The 20,859-nt window shown below is 36.9% G+C and carries 15 protein-coding genes and 4 pseudogenes; 11 read left to right on the forward strand and 8 right to left on the reverse strand.

Annotated elements, in window-relative coordinates; translation table 11 throughout:
* Positions 1–5: 5 nt before the first annotated feature.
* The gene (locus tag AC4MDD_RS17225) at positions 6–1,745 is read left to right on the forward strand and encodes a protein kinase family protein (RefSeq protein ID WP_491882076.1); all 1,740 of its coding nucleotides are present in this window, start codon (positions 6–8) and stop codon (positions 1,743–1,745) included.
* A 105-nt stretch (positions 1,746–1,850) separates the two neighbouring features.
* Here AC4MDD_RS17225 and AC4MDD_RS17230 read toward each other — a convergent pair.
* The 3 genes and pseudogenes from AC4MDD_RS17230 to AC4MDD_RS17240 all read right to left on the reverse strand — a co-directional run.
* A pseudogene (locus tag AC4MDD_RS17230) lies at positions 1,851–2,567 on the reverse strand (IS66-like element ISAba25 family transposase); the annotation flags it as partial.
* 29 nt (positions 2,568–2,596) lie between these two features.
* Positions 2,597–2,989, reverse strand: a pseudogene (locus tag AC4MDD_RS17235) (transposase family protein); the annotation flags it as partial.
* Positions 2,990–3,026: 37 nt separating this feature from the next.
* Positions 3,027–3,350 (reverse strand): helix-turn-helix domain-containing protein, encoded by a 324-nt coding sequence (locus AC4MDD_RS17240; RefSeq protein WP_221260618.1) that lies wholly within the window; start codon positions 3,348–3,350, stop codon positions 3,027–3,029.
* Between the two features lie 234 nt (positions 3,351–3,584).
* On the opposite strand from AC4MDD_RS17240, the gene AC4MDD_RS17245 reads away from it, so the two are divergent.
* Both AC4MDD_RS17245 and AC4MDD_RS17250 read left to right on the forward strand, forming a co-directional pair.
* Complete coding sequence (locus AC4MDD_RS17245; RefSeq protein ID WP_087013843.1) at positions 3,585–3,914, forward strand: DUF4236 domain-containing protein; 330 nt, start codon at positions 3,585–3,587, stop codon at positions 3,912–3,914.
* Between the two features lie 99 nt (positions 3,915–4,013).
* Positions 4,014–4,328, forward strand: a complete 315-nt coding sequence (locus AC4MDD_RS17250) for a hypothetical protein (RefSeq protein ID WP_004835523.1) — start codon at positions 4,014–4,016, stop codon at positions 4,326–4,328.
* A gap of 69 nt (positions 4,329–4,397) precedes the next feature.
* On the opposite strand, the gene AC4MDD_RS17255 is transcribed toward AC4MDD_RS17250, so the two are convergent.
* Positions 4,398–4,661: a hypothetical protein gene (locus AC4MDD_RS17255; RefSeq protein WP_216136848.1), complete on the reverse strand. Its 264-nt coding sequence runs from the start codon at positions 4,659–4,661 to the stop codon at positions 4,398–4,400.
* A 363-nt stretch (positions 4,662–5,024) separates the two neighbouring features.
* On the opposite strand from AC4MDD_RS17255, the gene AC4MDD_RS17260 reads away from it, so the two are divergent.
* From AC4MDD_RS17260 to AC4MDD_RS17280, 5 genes are all read left to right on the forward strand, one after another.
* A complete protein-coding gene (locus tag AC4MDD_RS17260; protein ID WP_016653305.1) occupies positions 5,025–5,699 on the forward strand; it encodes a hypothetical protein in 675 nt (224 codons plus the stop codon).
* Positions 5,699–7,972, forward strand: a complete 2,274-nt coding sequence (locus AC4MDD_RS17265) for a hypothetical protein (protein ID WP_086223792.1) — start codon at positions 5,699–5,701, stop codon at positions 7,970–7,972. Before AC4MDD_RS17260 ends, AC4MDD_RS17265 begins: the two co-directional genes overlap by 1 nt.
* Complete coding sequence (locus AC4MDD_RS17270) at positions 7,956–11,186, forward strand: tyrosine-type recombinase/integrase (RefSeq protein ID WP_491882077.1); 3,231 nt, start codon at positions 7,956–7,958, stop codon at positions 11,184–11,186. Before AC4MDD_RS17265 ends, AC4MDD_RS17270 begins: the two co-directional genes overlap by 17 nt.
* Positions 11,187–11,413: 227 nt before the next feature.
* A complete protein-coding gene (locus AC4MDD_RS17275; RefSeq protein WP_004282130.1) occupies positions 11,414–11,722 on the forward strand; it encodes a helix-turn-helix transcriptional regulator in 309 nt (102 codons plus the stop codon).
* The gene (locus AC4MDD_RS17280; RefSeq protein ID WP_004647812.1) at positions 11,719–13,008 is read left to right on the forward strand and encodes a type II toxin-antitoxin system HipA family toxin; all 1,290 of its coding nucleotides are present in this window, start codon (positions 11,719–11,721) and stop codon (positions 13,006–13,008) included. Before AC4MDD_RS17275 ends, AC4MDD_RS17280 begins: the two co-directional genes overlap by 4 nt.
* A 17-nt stretch (positions 13,009–13,025) precedes the next feature.
* Here AC4MDD_RS17280 and AC4MDD_RS17285 read toward each other — a convergent pair whose 3' ends face one another.
* The 3 genes and pseudogenes from AC4MDD_RS17285 to AC4MDD_RS17295 form a co-directional block, all read right to left on the reverse strand.
* The gene (locus AC4MDD_RS17285) at positions 13,026–16,373 is read right to left on the reverse strand and encodes a DEAD/DEAH box helicase (protein ID WP_491882078.1); all 3,348 of its coding nucleotides are present in this window, start codon (positions 16,371–16,373) and stop codon (positions 13,026–13,028) included.
* A gap of 263 nt (positions 16,374–16,636) precedes the next feature.
* A pseudogene (locus AC4MDD_RS17290) lies at positions 16,637–17,599 on the reverse strand (IS481 family transposase).
* Positions 17,600–17,702: 103 nt separating this feature from the next.
* Positions 17,703–18,794, reverse strand: coding sequence for an ATP-binding protein (locus tag AC4MDD_RS17295; protein ID WP_002058158.1), 1,092 nt, complete (start codon positions 18,792–18,794; stop codon positions 17,703–17,705).
* Between the two features lie 198 nt (positions 18,795–18,992).
* Between AC4MDD_RS17295 and AC4MDD_RS17300 the strand changes: the two genes are divergently transcribed.
* The 3 genes and pseudogenes from AC4MDD_RS17300 to AC4MDD_RS17310 all read left to right on the forward strand — a co-directional run bounded on the left by AC4MDD_RS17300 (position 18,993) and on the right by AC4MDD_RS17310 (position 19,900).
* Positions 18,993–19,295 (forward strand): helix-turn-helix transcriptional regulator, encoded by a 303-nt coding sequence (locus AC4MDD_RS17300; RefSeq protein ID WP_002058191.1) that lies wholly within the window; start codon positions 18,993–18,995, stop codon positions 19,293–19,295.
* A 64-nt stretch (positions 19,296–19,359) separates the two neighbouring features.
* Positions 19,360–19,548, forward strand: a pseudogene (locus AC4MDD_RS17305) (type II toxin-antitoxin system HipA family toxin); the annotation flags it as partial.
* A 115-nt stretch (positions 19,549–19,663) separates the two neighbouring features.
* Entirely contained in the window at positions 19,664–19,900 is a 237-nt protein-coding gene (locus tag AC4MDD_RS17310) for a VF530 family protein (RefSeq protein ID WP_004647809.1), read from the forward strand.
* A gap of 521 nt (positions 19,901–20,421) precedes the next feature.
* On the opposite strand, the gene AC4MDD_RS17315 is transcribed toward AC4MDD_RS17310, so the two are convergent.
* Positions 20,422–20,856, reverse strand: a complete 435-nt coding sequence (locus AC4MDD_RS17315; RefSeq protein ID WP_087013779.1) for an excinuclease — start codon at positions 20,854–20,856, stop codon at positions 20,422–20,424.
* Positions 20,857–20,859: the final 3 nt, after the last annotated feature.

The following is a 20,859-nucleotide window of genomic DNA, read 5'->3' on the forward strand; positions in this document are numbered from 1 at the left end:
CAGTCATGAGTTATCCATCCTTTGAGAAATACAATGAAGCATTTCAGCTTCATAGTAAATTATTAACAGATAGTGAATTAGCAAAAGGTAACGTCAAAAAGACGGGACTCGGTGTACCTTTGGCTATTAGTGGTGGATTTGCCTTAACTTATACAATTGAATGTGGCTCAAAAAAATATGCTGTAAGATGCTTTCATAAAGAATCAAAATCTTTAGAGCAGCGTTATTTAGAAATTTCTAAAAAATTAAAAAGCCTGTCTTCTGCATTTTTCTTGGATTTTGAATTCCAGCCTAAGGGAATTATTGTAGATGGTAATTCATATCCAATTATTAAAATGGCATGGGCTGTAGGAACTACACTTGGTGAGTTTCTTGATGATAATTATGATAATCAATTATATATAACTAATTTATCAAATGCCTTAGTAAAGTTATCAGAATATTTAGAGGGTAATTCAGTTTCTCATGGTGATATACAAACCGGAAATTTAATGATTTCTAATTCTGGATCTTCAATCCAGTTGATTGATTATGATGGTATGTACATTGATTCCATAGCAAGTTTGGGTAGTGCCGAATTAGGACATATTAACTTTCAACACCCTTATCGGGCTAAATTAAACCCTTATAATAGTAAACTTGATAGATTTTCATTGATATTATTATGGCTGGCCTGTAAAGCATTAGCAACTGATTCTACTATTTGGGATAAAACAAAATCGGATCAGGATTCAGTTGTATTTCGTTCGACAGATTTTACTAATCCTAATGCCTCTCAAACATTCGCATTATTAAGTACATATCCGGCTTTAAAGGAACATGTTAAAAACTTTGCTGCAATATGTAATGTTACTAAATTGGAAAGTATACCAAGCTTAAGTGACTTTATTACTGGTCTGAATATACCTAATTTAAGTAATGTTCATATTATATCTAAGAATGTTAGCCGTGCTGTTATTGTTAATGAGTATGTAAGTCCATATCCAGTTATTTCAGCAATGGATTATAATGCTTGCCTTCAACAAATTGGTAACCAAGTTGAAGTAATTGGTAAGATTACAGATGTGACTCAAAATTTCACTCGATATGGCAAGCCATATGTATTTATCAATTTTGGAGATTGGAAAGGTAATATCTTCAAAATTACAATTTGGAGTGAGGGCTTAGATGCCATTATAGATAAGCCTGATAGTTCTTGGATTGGTAAATGGGTAAGTATTAAGGGCTTAATGGAAGCACCTTATAAGAGTAAAAAATATAAGTATTCTCATATATCAATTACTGTATCAAAGAAAGGTCAATATTTTATAATTGATGAGATTGAAGGTAAGAAACGATTAACTTATAAAAAACAATCTAGTACAGTAAACAATTCATCAATAAGAGTATCTAATAAAGATATTTTAACTCAGATAACTGGACAATCTATTTCTGTAAAGAATAGTCAATCTGTAAGTACAAATTCTACTAATACAGCTAAATCTTCTAATCAAGCTATTTTGAGTAAAATACATTCTACAACTAGTAATACTATAAATACTTCCTCTAATAACGCTATAAATAGTTCAAATCGGAAACCAATTACAACTGCTAATAATCAGAAAATTACTACTAACTCCCAAGTATCAATACCTACAAATAATTCTTCTCAAAATAAAGTTAGGAAGGGATTTAATGGTGAACAAGTAATTACTTGGGTGATCTGGATTGTAATTATTTTAGTGGCATTGAAGGCTTGCAGTTGAAATTTAAGGCAATAGACCTTTTGCGGGTGGTGTTTCAAAAAGTATGCTGGCGTTAAACAAATCCGTTATTAAGGGTAAGCGTCCGCTGAATCCCATACCTATTTTTTAATTCGATTTAGGTTTCCAGCAGTGCGGCAGCAATTCTTCAATTTGGGTCACTTTGTGTGTCGGTAACCTTTTCAGCACATCACTTAAATAGGCATACGGATCCAAGCCATTCAGCTTTGCTGACTGGATTAAAGTCATGATGTTTGCCGCTCGCTGACCACTGCGCAGCGAACCTGCAAACAGCCAGTTCTTGCGTCCCAACGCCCAGGGACGCATCTGATTCTCTACCCAATTGTTGCATATCGGTAGATTGCCATCATCCAGATAGCGGCTTAAGGCTGGCCAACGCTTCAGAGTGTAATTGATAGCCTTGGCGGTGGGAGAACTCGATGGCACTGTCAGATGATGTTGGTTGAGCCATTCATATAGTTGTTGCATCACTGGTTGACTATGCTGTTGTCGGTATTCGCGGCGGTCTTCCGCTGTACCATCGGTCTTTTTCCTGAGTTCTGCTTCTATCGCATACAGTTTCTGAATCAGCACTAAGGCCTGTTCAGCAACCTGACTTTTCCCAGTTACATGCAGTTCATGGAATTTACGACGTGCATGGGCCATGCACCCCACCTCAATCACCTGGCCTGATTTAAAACGTGCTTTATAACCACTGTAATCATCACAGACTAGATAGCCCTGCCAGCCTTTCAAGAACTCTTCAGCATGCTGGCCTGAACGACTATCCTGAAAGTCATAGATCACCGCCTGAACTGGATTATACTAGACTTCCTTCATAAATCATTTTTCAATCAATTTAATTGTTTATCTTTCACCCAATCTAAATTGTATATGCCAGCAAGTAAATTAAACCGCAGGTTTAATCTTTTACGACGATTTCTATATACACAAGATAAAATCTTAAAACATTTCATCCTTCCAAATACATGCTCTACTTGAATTCGTCTACGACCAATCTCTCTATTTAACTTTTTTAATTCAGAATCTAATTTTTCAGTTTTCTTGGCTTTAGATGGCATGAGGCATCCAAAACCCAATTTTTTTATCCCTAAATACCCCTTATCAACGATAAAAAAGGGCTTAAATTTTAATTTCCTCATACTTTTTTTAAATATTTTAAAATCATGCATGCTTCCATGACTTCCACATACACTCAGTATTTCACCTGTTGTATAGTGCATAGATAGCTGAAATTTAAAGGTATGTCGCTTTTTTTTACCGCTATACCATTTCTTCTGTTTTTTTTGGACGTTGAACTAATATTTCAGTTGCATCAATCACAACAACTTCCCAATCCACTTCATCTCGATTAGGAAGTTGTTTTGACAAGTTAAATTTTCCAGAACGGATTAAGGTATCTTCAATAACACGTGTGATACGAATTGCACTCGTTTCAGATACACCGTAACTCATACCAAGATGGAAAAATGTTCGATATTCTCTCCAATATTCTATACATAAGAGCAAACGATCTTCCAACGGTAATTTATGCGGTCGTCCTTTACCAATATGACGAGGTAAATGCTTATTTAGCTCGGCCAACATGAGGTTAAATGTAGCCCAACTAACACCGGTAAGCCTACGAAACTTAACGTCTGATAATTTTTGAATATCTTTGAATTTCATCCAAGGATTATCTCTTGAATTAAATAATTTTGCTGATTAATTTAAGATCAAATAAATTGTACGTTTTTTGATTTATGACGGAAGTCTATTATATAAAATTATACTTATTGTACTTCATAAAATAAGGTAGATTCAATTTTATAGGGGAGAAATATGGGCTTCAGATTTCGCAAGAGTATTAAAATATTACCTGGATTAAAAATCAATCTGACGCATAAAGGCATTAGTAGCGCGAGCATTGGCAAACCTGGTGCTTCTTTAAATATTGGCAAAAAAGGCACCCGAACCAGCGTTGGTATTCCAGGCACAGGCCTATCCTATTCCAAGCACCAACCCTATAAGAACAGAGCTGGCAACCAAGAGAATCCTGCTCAGGAACAACAACCACTCTATACATCACATACTGAGAAACCCAAATCGAATGTCTGGATTTGGGTAATTTTTGGATTATTTTGTTTTATTGTCGGGGCAATTATTTTTTGAATTTAGCCATTCTTTGTACCCCATAATATCCACTGCTAGGCAAAATTTAATTCATTCATTACTATGGACGGATGTTAAATACAATAAAGGCTGCCGCTGATGTCTGATAATGACAGTACTCTGGATTATGATGAAAATGATTTAATCGACTCTCCCTTATCTCAAGTTTTACAAGAGGATAATGAGCAAATTGAAATTCTAATTTATCGATTACCTGATAGTGACTGGACACTGGAAGTGGTAAACCAAAATGGTACTTCTACGGTATGGGATGAAACATTCCCGTCAGATCAGGAAGCTCTATCTGTCGCTTTAGATGGAATTAAAGCCGCAGGCGGTATTCAGGCCTTTTCAGAGCTCAGTGACCTTGAAGCAAAGAACAATATTTTTCCTGAATCCCTTACTCGCCATTAAAAATGAAGCTGCTGGCTTGGATCTGAGTCAGTATTTTCTGGATTCTTAGAACCTGTCGCGATGATAGGTTCACTTCAACCCAAACCCATCTAGGGTTGAAGGGTCAAAGTTTTCATCAAACATAAACTCATCTGCTCGCTCTTTTCTTAATGTCGCTAAGGCATAAAAGAAACATTTCTCACATAACTGCAATTCATATCTTTCCCCGTCATGCTTGGAACCATAGCCCCAATGCGCAGATAAAGTTCCAAATTCCAATTTCGTTGATTGGTTGCATACATCACATACAATATCTGTAACGACTTCTACCTGTTTCAGTTGTTTAATTTCCATATACGGCTCCCGATATCAATCATGTTAAATTTGTCTACATACTTATCAAAAATTGACTCCTGTTTGGTTTTAATTACCATTAAAAAAGATCAAATTTGAGCATTGTTATTGTAATAATCAACTATACTCATCCCTACTGTATTCATTGTAATCTGCTATGTGAACATCATAATAGAAACATGATATTTTTTGCCAACTCACAAATATAGCTAACTAATAGTGAGTATCTAATCGAGGAGGAAAATTTGAAACTTTCAATAATAAATAAACTTTAAAAACAAGGAAAAAATGATACCTCCTGCCATATTCAAAAACTCTAAATATACGTAAGTATTGCTGTATTATTTTTATTCAATAGCACACATGGATCTGACATCTGAACTACTTTTGAAGTTTCCAGCAACACAGATAAGTACTCTAAAAAATTTCAAAAAAAGAAGAATCACCATTCATCCACAAGCGTATGGTTTCAACTTATGCTACTTAAATATGTTTAAAAATCTCACTGCAGATTTAGATATTTCTAATCGCATAAAAGAACTCCATGTGTGGAAAACTTCAGAATTTGATGACTACTCCATTTTCAATAATATTAACTTATATCTTAGCTATTTAAAGCAAGATATTAATGAAGTCACTTTAATTATTCATCATCAACAATCTTTTTCAGAGGATGAGTTAGCATTTCTGATGGAGTTATGCAGTCGTGAATTTATTCAATTCATCAAATCTACAAAATTTGATATTCGTTCGTTAAATCCACGAAAAACATTGCATTTAATTAACACACATCTTTCACGTCAAACACTATTGACCCTTAACAAAGAATCATCTTTAAAGCCACATCATCAAATGAGTCTGGAACTGCTAGCACAACTACTTTCATGTTCTCGAAATCAACTGAATCAGCGTACTAAAAATATCAAACAACAGCGTACACATATTTTTAATGAATTATCACTCAACAGCAGATGTGTAAAAGAACTCGTTGATCACTCTGATAGTTGTATAAGTACAGAAAAAATTTGGAGATCATAGTGTCGAACGATCTAAACGAGCATATTGATTTGACAGTTATTTCACTGCAAAAAACACTAGAAAAACTGTTTGGTGATGAGCAATTTGAACGTACGCAACATATCAACTTTGTGCTTAAACTATTGTCTTCTCAACAGACTGACAATTTTCTGGTTGGTCTCAATCTCGATTACTTTGATATCGATATAAAGTTTGATTCGCAGCTGCCGACACCTCCGGTAATCCCTTTCACGAAAAAAGTTAAGATCAGTGATCTACCGATTACTTCATATGTCAATTCAATTTCGCAATTATCTGAATCGCAGACGCATGCAAAAAATTGGAATATTCTAGTTTTAAAAGCAGCAATTTATTTAATTGCTCTTCCTGAGCTTAAACCAGAGCTTTTTAAACAAGCACACACAGAACACTTCAATACCGTAAAGCGCTTATTCCAGCGCTTTAGGACTGCAAATAAAAATTTAGATACTGAAAAAAAATATCAAAATACACAAGAGTATCAACGTCTCTGGAGTACCTATCTTCAAGATCCAACACAGAGCTTAGAGCAATTTATTCAACATCTGATCACATTAGATACGGATGAATTGCCTGAGTTTGATCGCAATCTACTCAATGATATTCGCATTACTTTTAACTACATTTTAAAAAACAAAGCGAAGATTGCACGTGCAAGTATCGATACGCAGCTTCAACATCAGTTTCTTGATGAAGAACAATTCATTGAAGAAAGTATCGAAATCAAAAAAGGGGCTAAATCTAAAGCACTGAATATAGAAACCTTAATCGATGAGCCGATTAATCGGCAAATTGTTGTCAATCCAACTGACGTCACACCACTCGCAGCACATTCAGAAACGAGTCAAATCTATGTTCTACCGCTTGTTGCAAAACATATTCAACGCAAAGAACATTTACTCACGTCGAGTAGTTTTTTTCCGAATCCATCTAGCGTGAACCATCTCCTGAAAAGACTTCATGTGGACTACTCTGAACATCAAAATAAAAGTGCTTTGATCCTAATGCTCGCATTTTTGACCGGTAATAGTGTGAATGAGTGGCTATATATACAAAGCAAGCGAGCTAAAAAGTTAAATAACCGCCAAAAATTGATCTATAAAAATGATCAGGTCTTCTTAAACAGTCACTTTAATGTATTTGAGAACCGCAATTTTGAGTATTCAGACAACTTGCTCAATCAGACGATCTATTTAGACATTCCAATCCCGAATCTATTCATTGAGGATCTGCGCAAAATGGATTCGGTTAGTTTCGATGATATACAGCAATATTTACGCAAATTAAGACAAGAATTATTGATTCCAAAACTGTCTGTCGTAAAGGTGAGTTCTCTACTGCATCATACGGTTCTTGCAAAAACAGGGAATAAACAACTCGCAGATTTAATCACAGGGATTGATGCCAATCAGTCATCATCTGTTTCTTATTGTCATCAGAATATTCCACGATTACATGCACAATATATTGATATTCTAAAATCACTTTGTGCAGATGTAGCAAGCACATATGAAAGTTGTGTACCTTCGCTCCCTGATTCAATAACTCATTTTGGTAGTCGTAAAGCTCCAAAACCACAGGTCATTACAGAGATTTTTGCTGTATTGAAGTTTAATATTTTTTCACAAGCTGAAGACGATCTGATTGCTATATACAACCACTACAACATATGGATGTGGCATATCCTCCTTCTTTTTACAGCAGCACGCCCCGTTGCTGAATTCCCTGGATTTCTTAAAAACTTTAATTTAAAACGCCAAATTTTGATGGTTTCTGACAAAGAAGTAGGCGGCCGCAATGGATTCGGACGTCTAATCCCACTTTGTTCATTTTTAGTTGAAGAGATAAAAAAATTCCTTAAATTTTTAGAATATTTTTCGACTCAAATCATGATGAGTCATCCAGCTTTAAATGATGTTATACAACAAATAGAAGCAAGTAAGCTGCCCTTTTTGGGAATCAACCAAGATGATGAGTGGAAACCACTAAGTCCTTCTACAGTCAAAAATTTCCATCCTGAATTAGGACTTGATCATGCAAATTGGCATCGCCATACAGCTCGTGCATTTTTGACTCATAAAATTACCGAACCTGAGATTTTAGCTCTCTTTGGACATGAGCTCATGCAACAAGAAGCAGCACATCCTTTTTCCAGTTTATCCCTATCTCAATTTTCTAAAATTGCGAATGTTTTAGAGCAAATGAAGGATCAATTTAAAATTAGCGGGATTGAAGTAAATGTCATCATTCAATAAAAAAATCCAAAAAAAACGCTATGCTGAAGATAGACGTCAACTTCAACGTAATGAATTAGAAAAGAACCTACGAGCTGATGCAGAACAAGAGCTCCGACAGTACTTTGATGAGCAAAAATTCTCAAATGACGAATTAATTCAAGCGTACCCTGCGATTTATGAGTTTATTAAACGTAAAGCACCAAATTTGGCTTGGAAAAAATATGCACATAAATTCTTCCGAACATATATCAAAGATCTCAATAAGAGCAATAACCTAGACTTCCCATTACCTTATCTCACCTTTGAGATGAAACGCGATGAACCAATTTTCACTTTGGATTGGATCCAGGCCGGTCATGAAATTGACATCTTTATAGAAAAACTTTGGGATTACTGGATTCTTGCTCAAGATAGTTCCGCTTTTTCTGATGATGAAATTATTGGGAATATTCTGCTTTGCTCAATGTTATACGGTGGATTAAATCAAATATCTTCATTAAATGCTTTGCTCGAACATTTAAAAAACCCTGCAAAAATCCAAAAAATTTGCGATTTTAATATCATCTTTTTAGAGCCACTTTCTCCAAGCTATGGCGATCTATTTGTTGATGAAAAAACAATTCGAAAATCACGTAATTTTATCCCAGATCAGCTGACAAGACTTTGGCTCATTCATTTTAATACAAGACAAATTCGTGACATCAGTCTAGATGTGAATGTGTATCTACACCTCATTTTTCAAAAAATAAAACATCCATACACCAACAAGACTTTTGAGTTTTTAAGTGACTACGCCAATTTTAATTGGCTACAACTACAGAATGCAGATATTGATCCTGCCCTCTCACAATGTTTGTTAGAAAACACTCTCACGTGTGGTTTATCAGAACATGAGTTTGAAAACTTTGCATTCCCAAAATTTAAAACTCAATTAAGTGCTGAAATCGAACGAAATGTCTCTTCTACAGCCAAAGTCCTACCAGATCTCAATACGTCTGAAGCAGTAGAAAATGTGATATTTATTCATAAAAACTTGCTGAAAATTATGCGCACATCAACGGACCAAGGCACTGCTAAACTCATTATTGATTTTTGCCTGCTTCACCAAGAGCAGTTTAATGAGTTTTCTAAGCGCATTATCTTATGGCTCATCAGTCTCTATCAACCAAATTCAGAGCAAATAAAAGAATTATCAGCCACCTTTGATTTTGATACAACTCAGTACACGAAGGCATTTCAAGACAATCAAAAACTCGCAGATAGTTCAATCTATACATATTACACCCGGATCGCAGAACCGTTTTTAACTCATGCCTTACAATACATCGATGCCGACGATGACATTAATGATCTGCTGAACAAAATCTATCAACAAATCATTAGCAATACACGACTTGCTGATGAAGTAGATCAATCTGAGTTTAAAAAATCTAAAGACCAAACAATCCACATGTTGAAACGCTTTCATACCTTTCAACAAATTGTTTTTCAAGCAGAAGATTTCGAACTTGAATTTATTGCATCGCAAAGTCGACCACGGGCACGCATCATAGGCCACACAGCCTTCCAGGTCATATTAAAGAAGTTAAATCAGCTCTTACATGACCAATCCATCTCAGACCATCACTATAAATTATTAAAAATCATTTATATTTTGGCTTACCGTACTGGTATGCGTATTAACGAAATACTCGGGTTACGTGTAAAAGATATCGAGGGTTTAAATCAATTTTCTATCTGGGTTCAACCTTATGGTTCAAAAAAACAAGGGAATCAACATCTGCTCAAAACGGATAGTGCGGAACGGATTGTGCCTGCATACGCTTTGCTAAAAGATGATGAGTACCAATTCTTTAGCGATTTTGTTGTTGAAAAACGCTTAGAAAATAAGAAAAGTTTATATTTATTCAGCAACTTGAATGAAAATAAAAAACTGAATAAACACACTGTCACCGCACCCCTAAAACTGATATTAAATCAGGTCTTTAAAGGGCATCATTACTCCTTTCACTCTTTTCGTCACACTACAGCGAATCATTTATCGCTTTTACTGAACTCTGAATATGCACCACTTGTGCAAAAGCTAACTGACTATAGCGAAAACGAATATCAAAAAATTCGAGCCGAGCTACTTCAAAATCAACATGGACAAAACCATTGGTTTGTTATTGCACATCTCTTAGGACATATAGAGCCAGTTGAAACATTCAAAAGCTATATTCATTTAGGTTATCTCATAGCTGGTCAAAAACTACTAAAACATCATCCAGATATGCCTAATGAATTGGCTAAAAAAATTATGGGCCACAATGCAACGTTTAAAAATTTGCAAATAACAAATGATGAAAAAGACTTTAATTTTGAAAAAAACCAGGCCGTTCTAGCAACTATATTATTAAACGATCAAACAAAATGGCTTCAAAGTAATGCTACTGACATTTTAGATGAACTGTCGTTACAAATAGATCAATCCCATGATTTTTTTGCTTTCTTTGTTGGAACAGAAGATTCTAAAATTTCACTTCAACGCTTCTATGAAACGCTCAATATATTGGAGACTACTAACGATCCTAAAAGTACAGCTCAACGTATGTGCTTGCCAGAAGAACTCGTCAATTTTTGGTATGAAAATGCTCTAAATTTAGCAAACATTAAATCAAAAAAAGGGAATCCACGTTTATTTAGTATTGATAGCTCAACCCACTTAAAACCAGCAATGCTTGATAGCGCTGAAGAGCTTCATGCGGTGACTTATTTTTTTGAACATCTACAGAAAATAGCTCGTAAAAATCCAATACAAATTGCATGCGTCCTGAATATATTTTTGAATCGAGTGACCGCATCACACACAGGTATCCATTATCGCTGGAAGGATATCGATCAACTCGAACATTTTTACTCCCAAGTTAAGGCTTTATTTCCTGCCAAATTTTGGCACTTACTTGGACAAGATTTGCAAACAAAGTTAGATGCTAAACAACAGCCTCAACTTTTCAAATTAGCAAAAGCATCAACAGATAAACATCCATCAACTCAAGAGGAATTTCCTCGTCTACAACTCTACTCAGTAAAAGATGGTCATGCTCTTGCTGCATTTAAATTTTGCTTACATCTAGCATGTATTGGGCGCCCACTATCTATTCCGCTTAATGGGTTGGATTACATGTCACCTGATACCGTACATAAACCTATGGCTGTATTACACCAACAGGAACTTCTTAAAACTGATTAAATCACTGATCTATTTATGATTTCCATTGTGTGTTTAACACCCCCATAATTCTATTTTAATAGTAAAATATAGTCAGTTTTCGCTATTATATAACTATTAAAATAGTATAATTCCCCTTATTTTCAATGGTCAGACTATCTACATTAAACAAAATCATAAATTGCTTTTCACAATAAAAGAAACTAATATGTTTCTTACATGACCTAAAAGCAATAAATATATCTACAATGAATAAGTCTTTACTTCAGCAAATCAAAAAAAGACGAACCCAATTGGGCTTAAAGCAAGTTGATATGCAATCCCGTACAGGCATTTCAAGACAGCAATACCAAAAGCTGGAAAGTCAGGGCAACCCTCGATTAGAGACCTTAGAAATTATCGCGGCAGGATTAAATGCTCAACTGATGCTCATCCCTGATGATAAGGTTCATTTGATTAGACAATTATTGAATGATGAAATTAAAGTCACTATTGAAGATCAGGATGACTTAATGACTAACCCATGGAAGGGTCTTCTCGGAGGAGAGGAACCATGAATACTGTTGCCGTCCTGAAATTAACATTACATCACGCTGTCGTTGGATACTTGGCAGGATTTCAGAGCGGAAAAAATATTCTGGTTTTTACGGATTCTTTCCGATTTGATCAGCAACGCCAGACCTTGAGCTTGCTGACTTCCCCCTTGTATCCTCAAGCAGATAAGATTTTAGAAAAGACTTATGTTACACATCAGCGCTTACACCCCTTGCTATCAAACTTGCTACCAGAAGGCGCATTACGCGAACTCATTGCACAAAGCCTTAAAGTACATATAGACAATGAATTTCAGTTATTGGCAGCTTTAGGTCATGACTTACCTGGAGCACTCATTGCGACCCCATTAGATCCAGAAGAAATTCCAGATGAAATAAAATTCAAACTGCAGATCTCGAATCCAGATCAGATTTTAAAGCAAGAGATTCGAACAGATAATAAGTTTTCCTTGGCTGGCGTCCAAATGAAGTTTTCCATGAAAGCCAAAGATGGGCGTTTTACATTAGCACAGGCAATAGAATCCAGTCTATTAGGGGATTGGATTATCAAAACTCCTTCTTCCAGACATGGTTTTGTTCCACTAAATGAATATTCTATGATGAGCCTTGCCAAAACAGTCGGCATAGATGTCCCTGAGATTCGCTTGGTGGATATGGCACTCTTACAAGACCTGCCACCATTAAATTTACCCCAAGAGCAATATGCTTTCGCAATCAAAAGATTTGATAGACAGAGTACTGCTGATACTATAGAGCTTATTCACATCGAAGACTTTGCTCAGATCTTCGGCGCATATCCACATCAGAAATACAGCACCACAAATTATGAGCAGATAGGAAAGATCATTTATCAATTTTCAGATAACAAAATTCTTGATATTCAGCAATTTGCCAGCCGCTTACTCGTCAATATTTTGCTCGCCAATGGAGATGCGCACTTAAAAAACTGGAGTATGATTTATCATGATAAAAGTGCACCCAGATTATCTCCCGCATACGATATATTAATGACCAGTGTATATATTGAAAATGAGCGTCATTTCGCATTAAATCTTGCCAAAAATAAAGATTGGTATTTAGCTGAGATGAAACACTTTGAACAATGGGCTGAAAAAGTCGGTGTTCCATGGCGTGTTATTGAAAAACAACTTCACGCGATCATGGACAAAGCACGGTCAGTATGGCCAGTGCTATTACTAGACTTACCTATGATTTCTGTTCATAAAGAAAAATTAAGAGAACATTGGAAAAAATTGCATCCAGACTTTCAGATACTTACAGATGATTAGGGTAATCTGAAACCAAACTAAAATTTCTCAAACAAGTTCATCACGTCATTTTCCGTCAGTTTCGCTTCGCCCTCATGATCGGTACTTAGAATAGACTGTGCCAGTTCTGCTTTATTTTGCTGTAAGGCAAGAATTTTTTCTTCTATGCTTTTATTGGTAATCAGCTTATACACAAATACTGGCTTGTCCTGTCCAATCCGCCATGCACGATCTGAAGCTTGATCTTCAGCAGCAGGGTTCCACCATGGATCATAGTGAATGACCGTATCTGCGGCAGTTAGATTCAGACCGACCCCTCCTGCTTTCAGACTGATTAAAAATACTGGCACTTGTCCAGACTGAAATGCTGTAATGACTTCATCTCGCTTTTTGGTCTTTCCAGTCAGCTTCACATAGCCAATTTCTGCGTGATGGAGGTGTTGCTCAATCAGTTCCAACATTGAGGTAAACTGAGAGAAGATAAGAATTTTTCGCCCCTCCTCCACCATTGGAACGACCATATCCATCAACTGTTCAAGTTTGGCAGAGTTTGCCTGCCCAATTTTCACTGAATCCAGCTTTAGTAAGCTAGGATGGCAGCACACCTGACGTAGCTTCAGTAAGGCATCTAAAATTTGAATTTGACTACGTTTAAAGCCTTTTTCTGCCACAATTTTCTGAATATTTTCCTGCATCGTGGCGCGAACAGCCTCATATAACTTGGATTGCTGGTCATTCATATCAATATTGACTTCAATCGTGGTTTTTTCTGGCAATTCTTTGGCTACGTCAGTTTTCAAGCGACGTAAAATGAAGGGCTTAATCCGGTTGACCAGCTTTTGCCTTAACTGCTGATCACCGCGTTTTTCAATCGGATGACGGTACTTTTTATTAAAAATTTCTTGTGAATATAAAAATCCTGGCATCAGGAAATAAAATAGTGCCCACAGTTCACCCAAATGATTTTCCATCGGGGTACCTGTTAGACACAAACGATGTCGTGCTTTTAATTGGCGTACTACCTGTGCAGCTTTGGCACGCGGATTTTTGATATTCTGCGCCTCATCCAAAATGAGTTGATGATATTCATATTGCTTTAGTTGTTCTTCATCTCTCGCTAGAAGCGGATAGGTGGTTAACACAATATCATAGTGCGGAATCTGCTCAAAATTCTGATGGCGGTCGGGCCCCTGTAGCAGCAATACCTTGAGCTCAGGGGTAAATTTCTCCGCTTCTTTGAACCAGTTATGCATCAGCGATGTGGGTGCAACAATTAAGGCGGGACTGTCCTGCAAATATCCAGCCTGCTTTTCCATGAGTAAATGGGCTAAAGTTTGTGCTGTTTTCCCCAAGCCCATATCATCTGCCAGAATCCCGCCATGCTGGGTTTCCCTTAAAAACTGTAACCAGCCTAAGCCCTGCTGCTGGTATGGACGCAACTCCCCCTGAAAACCTTGTGGTGTCGGCAGTTGTTGCTGGTAGCCTTGTTTGAATTTCTGTACAAATTGCTGCAGGCGATCACTGACCTGCCATGTCATCCCAAGATTATGCTGCAATTCTAATAATTGACTCGCATCATAGCGATCAATACTGCGCTCTTCTTGCTGTAAAATGCTCTGCAGATGCAACAATACCGGCTTAATATCCCTAGCGGATAGAGCCAAATCAGGTTGATCAACTGCAGTTTTCACTGTGAAAATTTGACTGTCATGCAGATGAATAAAAGTCCGTGGATCAAGTAAATCAGGATTTACTCGCACCAAAGCTACGAGCGCATCAAGCAAATTATAAGAATTGCCTGCACTGTCTTGAACCGTCGCCCCGATATTGAACCAGTCCTGCTGACCTTCAGATTCAGTGATAGAAATATTTAAATTTTCAACATATTGCAGATTAAAGGGGCTGTTTTTCAGATGCTCTATCTGCCAGCCCATCAACTCAATTTGATTGATGGGCATCAGCTGTTTAATCCAATCTCCATAGAAAGCAAAAACCATAGAATCAAGACGTTGTTTATCCAGTTTTAATTGATGGTCATAACTAAGATCTTTCACCCACTTCAGTGATTCGACCAATAGCTGTAAACGTTGGATTGACTGTTGTTCCTGATCTAAGTCCCGAAGCTGTCGTACCATTTTGTCATGCTGCTCACCAATAAAACTGTCGCCTGATGTACCTGCTTTTATTCTTCCGCCTGCATAGGAGAATTCAATTTCGGCACAAACAGACTCTTCCCATTTCCAATCAAATTTATCTAAAACACCGAAGCGTAAAATTGGCTGGGGACTACCCTCAAGGACATCAATATGCTGAATAGACTCGGGCTGAGGCAGATTTTTCACGTCTGAATATTGATGAGTCAGTTTCTCAAACTCTGGCAAGAGCATAGATGGAAGATCAGGCATCTGTAAAAAATGGTACAGAAGATTTGCCGTATATTCACCATATAACTGGCCCACCGTGTTCTGTTGAATATCCACATAACACGGTGGCTGGCTCGCGAGAATCTGAATATGTGGATTTGATTTTAAATCGAGTCGAATATCACCATTGACCAATTCAATGTTTAAATGCTCTGTCTGTTTGTTTATACCTTGTTGCCAGATCAGTTCGATGTGATAGCCTTGTTCTGACCATTTAAGTGCAGTATGGCTCTTTTTTTGCCAGTACACATCGCCACTTTGAATAAAAGATTTGAAATGCTCCAATAAAATGCTTGAGATATCAAGATTGCTTTGATAAAAGCGTTCGTCACTGTTTATTTTGGCATAATAATAAATCTGGTTAAATAATTGTCGTTTTTGTTCAGGTAAAGTCAGATGCTTTCTGGTGATATTTTCATATTGGGTATAATAACTTTCCCCTGCAATTGAGCCGTTCTTATTGCGTCTGGCTTTCTGAACATCAACTGTCAATTTCTTTAAGCTGACCGACTGATCTAGCAGGTAAATTAAATAATTGTTTGTTTTGACAGATTGCTCAGGTTCAGTCTGTTGCAAATACCGTTTAAAATCATTCAACCAGCGCTGCGCCTGATCATCCCCCCATCGGCGTTTTGCGATTCCCTGCGGAGATTGAGATTCAGCATAACGCTGTTGAAATTCCTGACGATATTCTTGAAAGAATAACCGCGCTAAAGCAGCAGCATGTTTACAGTTATATCCAACTGGACAAGTGCAGTCATCATCGATTAAACGGTCTTTTTTAAGATTATAGGTAATCGCGGTATCGTAATAATCTGTCCCTTCAATTTGAGCATACATCGTGACATCATCATTTTCCTCAAAGAACTCAATCGTTTCCCTATCAATGTGTTTAGCATAGCTCAGACTGCGATGAAGAGTTGGATTACTAAAGTGAGATAGAAAATTGATCAATGAGGACATAATTACCAGACACCAAAATGTTTATACAATTATAACGGACAAAGCTGTCATTTCAGAACAGTAGCCGAACTGCTCAACCTGAGCACAGATTCGACTCACTCAATAGGAATATTGTGAATAAAGACAATCAAATTCGAGAAGTTAAACAGTTCATTGAGATCGAAAATATCCTGATAGAAAGTGATCATTTCTTCACAACAGTTAATTTTAAACCAAATGGGGTCAAAAGTTTTAGCATTGTTTCTATGTGTGATTCATAGAGATCATTTCAATTTAGCGATCTCTAGATCCATCTTGTAATTGGCATGTTGAATCCGTTCATTTGAGGGGTTGTATTGCTTCTGGACTTCATCTGAGAAAGGAGTTTCTTCACATAATTCAAAGTACCTCTCCATCGGTGTTTTACCTTTCAACGCTGAATGTGGTCTCATCCAGTTATAGTAATGCTGCCATTCGGCTAGCTTGTCTTGGATATCCTCAGAATTGATATCTACAGTAGCGTAGAACTCAGATTTATCAGTTTTTTGTGAACGCTCTACCTTGCCATTCAGATGAGGTGAACCTGGTTTATTTGGCCTAAATTTGATTCCATGCTGCATCATTTTTTTCTGTACTTTTTCAGCAAAGAATTCCCGCCCACGATCGGTCTGTATTCGCTGTATGGGAAAAGGCATTTCTTCAATTACGCAGTCTAAAAAGTCGAGAGTATTCGCTGCTGTTCGGCGTTTATATATCCTTAAAACGCGATATCGTGTGCAGTCATCGATAGATGTGTACTGATATAGTCCTGGACCCAGTTTACAGGTATCCATTTGAATTCTATCGCCTGGTAATGGGCGTTCATAACGAATGAAATCTGCTTTACGACGGAATTTTTTAATCGGTTTGACTTGATGGGTGGATAGTACTTTATGGATAGTCGCTAAGGACAACGAGACTCCGTGCAGCCTCATCAATTCTGTTTGCAAACGTCGAGCACCAAAATTTCTAGCTGAGCGCATTTCTAATATTAAGGCTTCTAGCTCAGCATTGATTTTAGTATTTGGCGATTTTAAGGGACGTCTACTCTGGCTACTTAATCCATCAATACCTTGCTCAGAATATCGTTTCCACCACTTGCGTAACGTTGGTCTAGAAATGCCACATCTCCGACAAACTAGGCCAGCATCATTAGTCTCTTCAAATAATTTAACTCATACGAGTCTTTGTTGAATTTCTCTGTTCATAGACACCCATTATATTGAAATAATGTCTATGAATAAAATACTTAAATAAAAATTCTCCGACAAACTCAGTACGGTTAATTTTTATCCAAATGAGTTTTCAAAATTATGCTTCATCCATAATCCATTCTTTAAAAAGAGCATCCTCGATTTCATAAGTACCATTTTCTGGTTTAAAAATAATTTGTTTTTTTGATAAAGAACGTAGGGCCGATTGAATACTTGATACCGCAATGTTATCTACACCAATGGAATCAGCCAGATGTTGTCTAAATTGACTACTATAAAGTTCAACTTGTGATTCCGCTATGGCTTTTAAAATTAGCTGTTCTAATAACTTAAACTCTCCCCATAATCCCGAAAAGTCACGATGCCCCATTGTATCGGCTATAAGCTGTTCCTTGGCAAAATCTATAGCCAGCATTGGGTTTAAGGCTAAACGCTCCACTAATGATCTTGCTAGTTGAGGACTTTGCTTCATATCTAAAAAAGCGTGCCATAAAATTTCTTTATTCAAACTACGTCCTGTTGTCTGATTAAATACATCTGCCAGATGATCTGTAAATGCTTTTGTTAGATTTGGAAAAGGTAAATTCTGTCCATAATGAAAAAAGGGAGCACTACTCACAGAAAACATTTGTCTCAGGCCTTCTCGACTTGAACCAGTAAAAACTACCTTTATTGTTTCTTTATGCATATCTAAAGCGGTACGTAAACTGGCAATCGTGGTTTTATATTTTGAACTAGCTAAAGCCTGAATCTCATCAAGTAACAGTAAAATAGGTTTCCCCTGCTGAGCCAGTTTAGTAATGCTAGACAAAATACTGGAATTCACTTGTCCTTGTAGAAGTGTCACTTCAGCTTTTACCCCTGCCACCTCTGTACTTAAAGAACCAATATTTTTAATCCAATGTGTGGCTTTCCCCATTAAGCCATTTTGTTTTGAAAACTCATCAAGAGCTTTTACAAACTGCCCTTCACTATGCAGGCCTGCATCTAAAAAACTGAAATAAAAAACGCGCCATCCAAGCTGTTCTGCTAGGGGCGTAATATCTTTTCGTAAAAATTCAGTTTTTCCCATCCGGCGTGGGGCAAAAAAAGTCAGAGAACTAGCTAGTCCAGTCTCAAACATGCCTAAAATTTGTTTCGCCAGTTCGGTACGTGGAAAGTGCCAAGGGTCATTGGAGATGGTCATCATTTTAATTACTCGGCAATGATTTATTTATTACCATAGATTGTATTAGATTCCATTAGATTGTAAATGTCTAATTAGATTTCTTTAATCTAATAGGATCTAATCAGGCCAATAAAGCACCTTCTTACCGATCAACTGTTTATTTTATAACTCCATTATTTTGTGGTTTAATAGACATATATGGACATAAGACCCAATATTATGGATTTAAAATTCAGAAAACCTGAAGAAGTTGTTGGATTATTATGTGAGAGGCTTCGTAAAGAACGACTTTATCTGGAAATGACTCAGGCAGATGTTGCTGCACGTGCTGGTATTGGTGTGAATACAGTATCCAATCTGGAAGCAGGTCGAAATGTTTCATTTGAAAATTTAGTACGCGTTGCCATGGTCCTAGGCCGATTACAAGAATTAGAGGAACTCTTCAAACCTAATTTAAACAGTGTAGATGATATTCTTCGCTATGAGAGCAATACGGCTCGCCAACGTATCAAAAGGAAATAAATCCATGCTCAAAAAACTTAATGTTTACTACAATGGATGGGGTGAATATTGGCTTTAGGGTACACTGGTCTCCTCAACAGCAATCACAGGTCGACCATTAATTGCCTTTGAATACAGTGCTGAAGCGATCCGTAAAGGTTTAGAGCTTTCCTCTTACCTACTTCCATTAAAAGGTGACCCATTAAGAAAAAACTTTCCTACACAGCAAATGGGATTACCAAGTCATATATATGATGCATCACCCGATGGCTGGGTGTGCTCCAGAATTTTGGTGGCTATTCAGTCCATCATTACTTACATTCCAACTCTCTAGTTTTCCAACTAGCCCAGGTTATAATAATGGCCACCCAAAATACGATTGATCTATTATGAACAACTCCAATGACCCTTTACACGGCAAAAAACTTGCTGACATTTTGGATGAATTATTGGATTACTACGGTGGCTTTGAAGGTTTAAGTCGTAAAATTGAAATTAGATGTTTTTGCATAGACCCAAGTGTTAAATCATCATTGCGATTCTTGCGTACCACACCATGGGCACGTGAAAAAGTAGAAAGCTTATATTTGTACGTCTTACGCCAAAAGGCAAAACAGAAACCGTAGCCCCAGGCAACACCCCCTCTCATTATAAAATTATACCAGTCAGTAAAACACCTTTAGATTAAGCATGTGTATGTTGGTTATTATTGTTGATTATCAAAATAAATTAGTGACCAAAAATCAAAGTACCCCACCCTACCTTAAATTACACCACACAAAATAAAAACTCTATATAACTGTTATATATAGAGTTTATTAAAATACCAATTATGTTATTTAGTGTATTTTATGTCGGTGACTATTGCCAAGGTTGGGGTCGCGAGTTCGAGTCTCGTTTCCCGCTCCAAATTCAAAAAAGCCCTCATCGAAAGATGGGGGCTTTTTTATACATTTCTGAATATTACTCAAATTACCAATACTAACTCCGACAATCAAAAATACCAAATGGAGACATCAAACCAACAAGGGGTGTCTAAAAATAGAGCATCCCTCGTTGTAAGAATCCATCCTAATACTATTGCTGTGCAACGAACTTGGAATTAGATTGTTCTTATTTGAAAACTCATCTCACGTCTCCAAACAAATTAAAACTTCACCAAATCCCCTTTCAACGCAACACCCGCCATCGCAGTTCCTTTCGCGCATTGGTAGGTGGTGGTACTCCGTGTTTCATTCGACTTATAGAAACTCACCAGATTAGTCACAGCATTTGCACCATTGGCTTTGGCAGTATTTTGGAATTGAATCAATGCTGAACGAAGTACATGATCACATGAAGTTTCCGCAGATTTAGCAAAACCATTGGTCTTTTTATTGGTCACTAAGCCCTTTTCAATCACCTTGCCGCCCGACTTGGTTCCAGCCAAATAAAACTTCACTGAACCATCGAGTACCCCATCTGCAACAGCACGGTTTACAGCTTCTTGAAACTTAAAATCATACATTTTATCGGCAGCCTGAGCTGATGCAATCGCACCTAAAGACAACACAGCAACTGCACAAATATTTTTGAATAACATGGT

This window comes from Acinetobacter sp. CAU_H_29a_1, from assembly GCF_058599505.1.

What these genes read in the sequence shown, in the direction of transcription:
- AC4MDD_RS17285 (WP_491882078.1), bottom strand. Translation starts at nt 16,373, where the DNA reads ATGTCCTCATTGATCAATTTTCTATCTCACTTTAGTAATCCAACTCTT.
- AC4MDD_RS17225 (WP_491882076.1), top strand. Translation starts at nt 6, where the DNA reads ATGAGTTATCCATCCTTTGAGAAATACAATGAAGCATTTCAGCTTCAT.
- AC4MDD_RS17270 (WP_491882077.1), top strand. Translation starts at nt 7,956, where the DNA reads ATGTCATCATTCAATAAAAAAATCCAAAAAAAACGCTATGCTGAAGAT.
- AC4MDD_RS17250 (WP_004835523.1), top strand. Translation starts at nt 4,014, where the DNA reads ATGTCTGATAATGACAGTACTCTGGATTATGATGAAAATGATTTAATC.
- AC4MDD_RS17240 (WP_221260618.1), bottom strand. Translation starts at nt 3,350, where the DNA reads ATGTTGGCCGAGCTAAATAAGCATTTACCTCGTCATATTGGTAAAGGA.
- AC4MDD_RS17275 (WP_004282130.1), top strand. Translation starts at nt 11,414, where the DNA reads ATGAATAAGTCTTTACTTCAGCAAATCAAAAAAAGACGAACCCAATTG.
- AC4MDD_RS17255 (WP_216136848.1), bottom strand. Translation starts at nt 4,661, where the DNA reads ATGGAAATTAAACAACTGAAACAGGTAGAAGTCGTTACAGATATTGTA.
- AC4MDD_RS17245 (WP_087013843.1), top strand. Translation starts at nt 3,585, where the DNA reads ATGGGCTTCAGATTTCGCAAGAGTATTAAAATATTACCTGGATTAAAA.
- AC4MDD_RS17280 (WP_004647812.1), top strand. Translation starts at nt 11,719, where the DNA reads ATGAATACTGTTGCCGTCCTGAAATTAACATTACATCACGCTGTCGTT.
- AC4MDD_RS17315 (WP_087013779.1), bottom strand. Translation starts at nt 20,856, where the DNA reads ATGTTATTCAAAAATATTTGTGCAGTTGCTGTGTTGTCTTTAGGTGCG.
- AC4MDD_RS17310 (WP_004647809.1), top strand. Translation starts at nt 19,664, where the DNA reads ATGAACAACTCCAATGACCCTTTACACGGCAAAAAACTTGCTGACATT.
- AC4MDD_RS17295 (WP_002058158.1), bottom strand. Translation starts at nt 18,794, where the DNA reads ATGATGACCATCTCCAATGACCCTTGGCACTTTCCACGTACCGAACTG.
- AC4MDD_RS17300 (WP_002058191.1), top strand. Translation starts at nt 18,993, where the DNA reads ATGGATTTAAAATTCAGAAAACCTGAAGAAGTTGTTGGATTATTATGT.
- AC4MDD_RS17260 (WP_016653305.1), top strand. Translation starts at nt 5,025, where the DNA reads ATGGATCTGACATCTGAACTACTTTTGAAGTTTCCAGCAACACAGATA.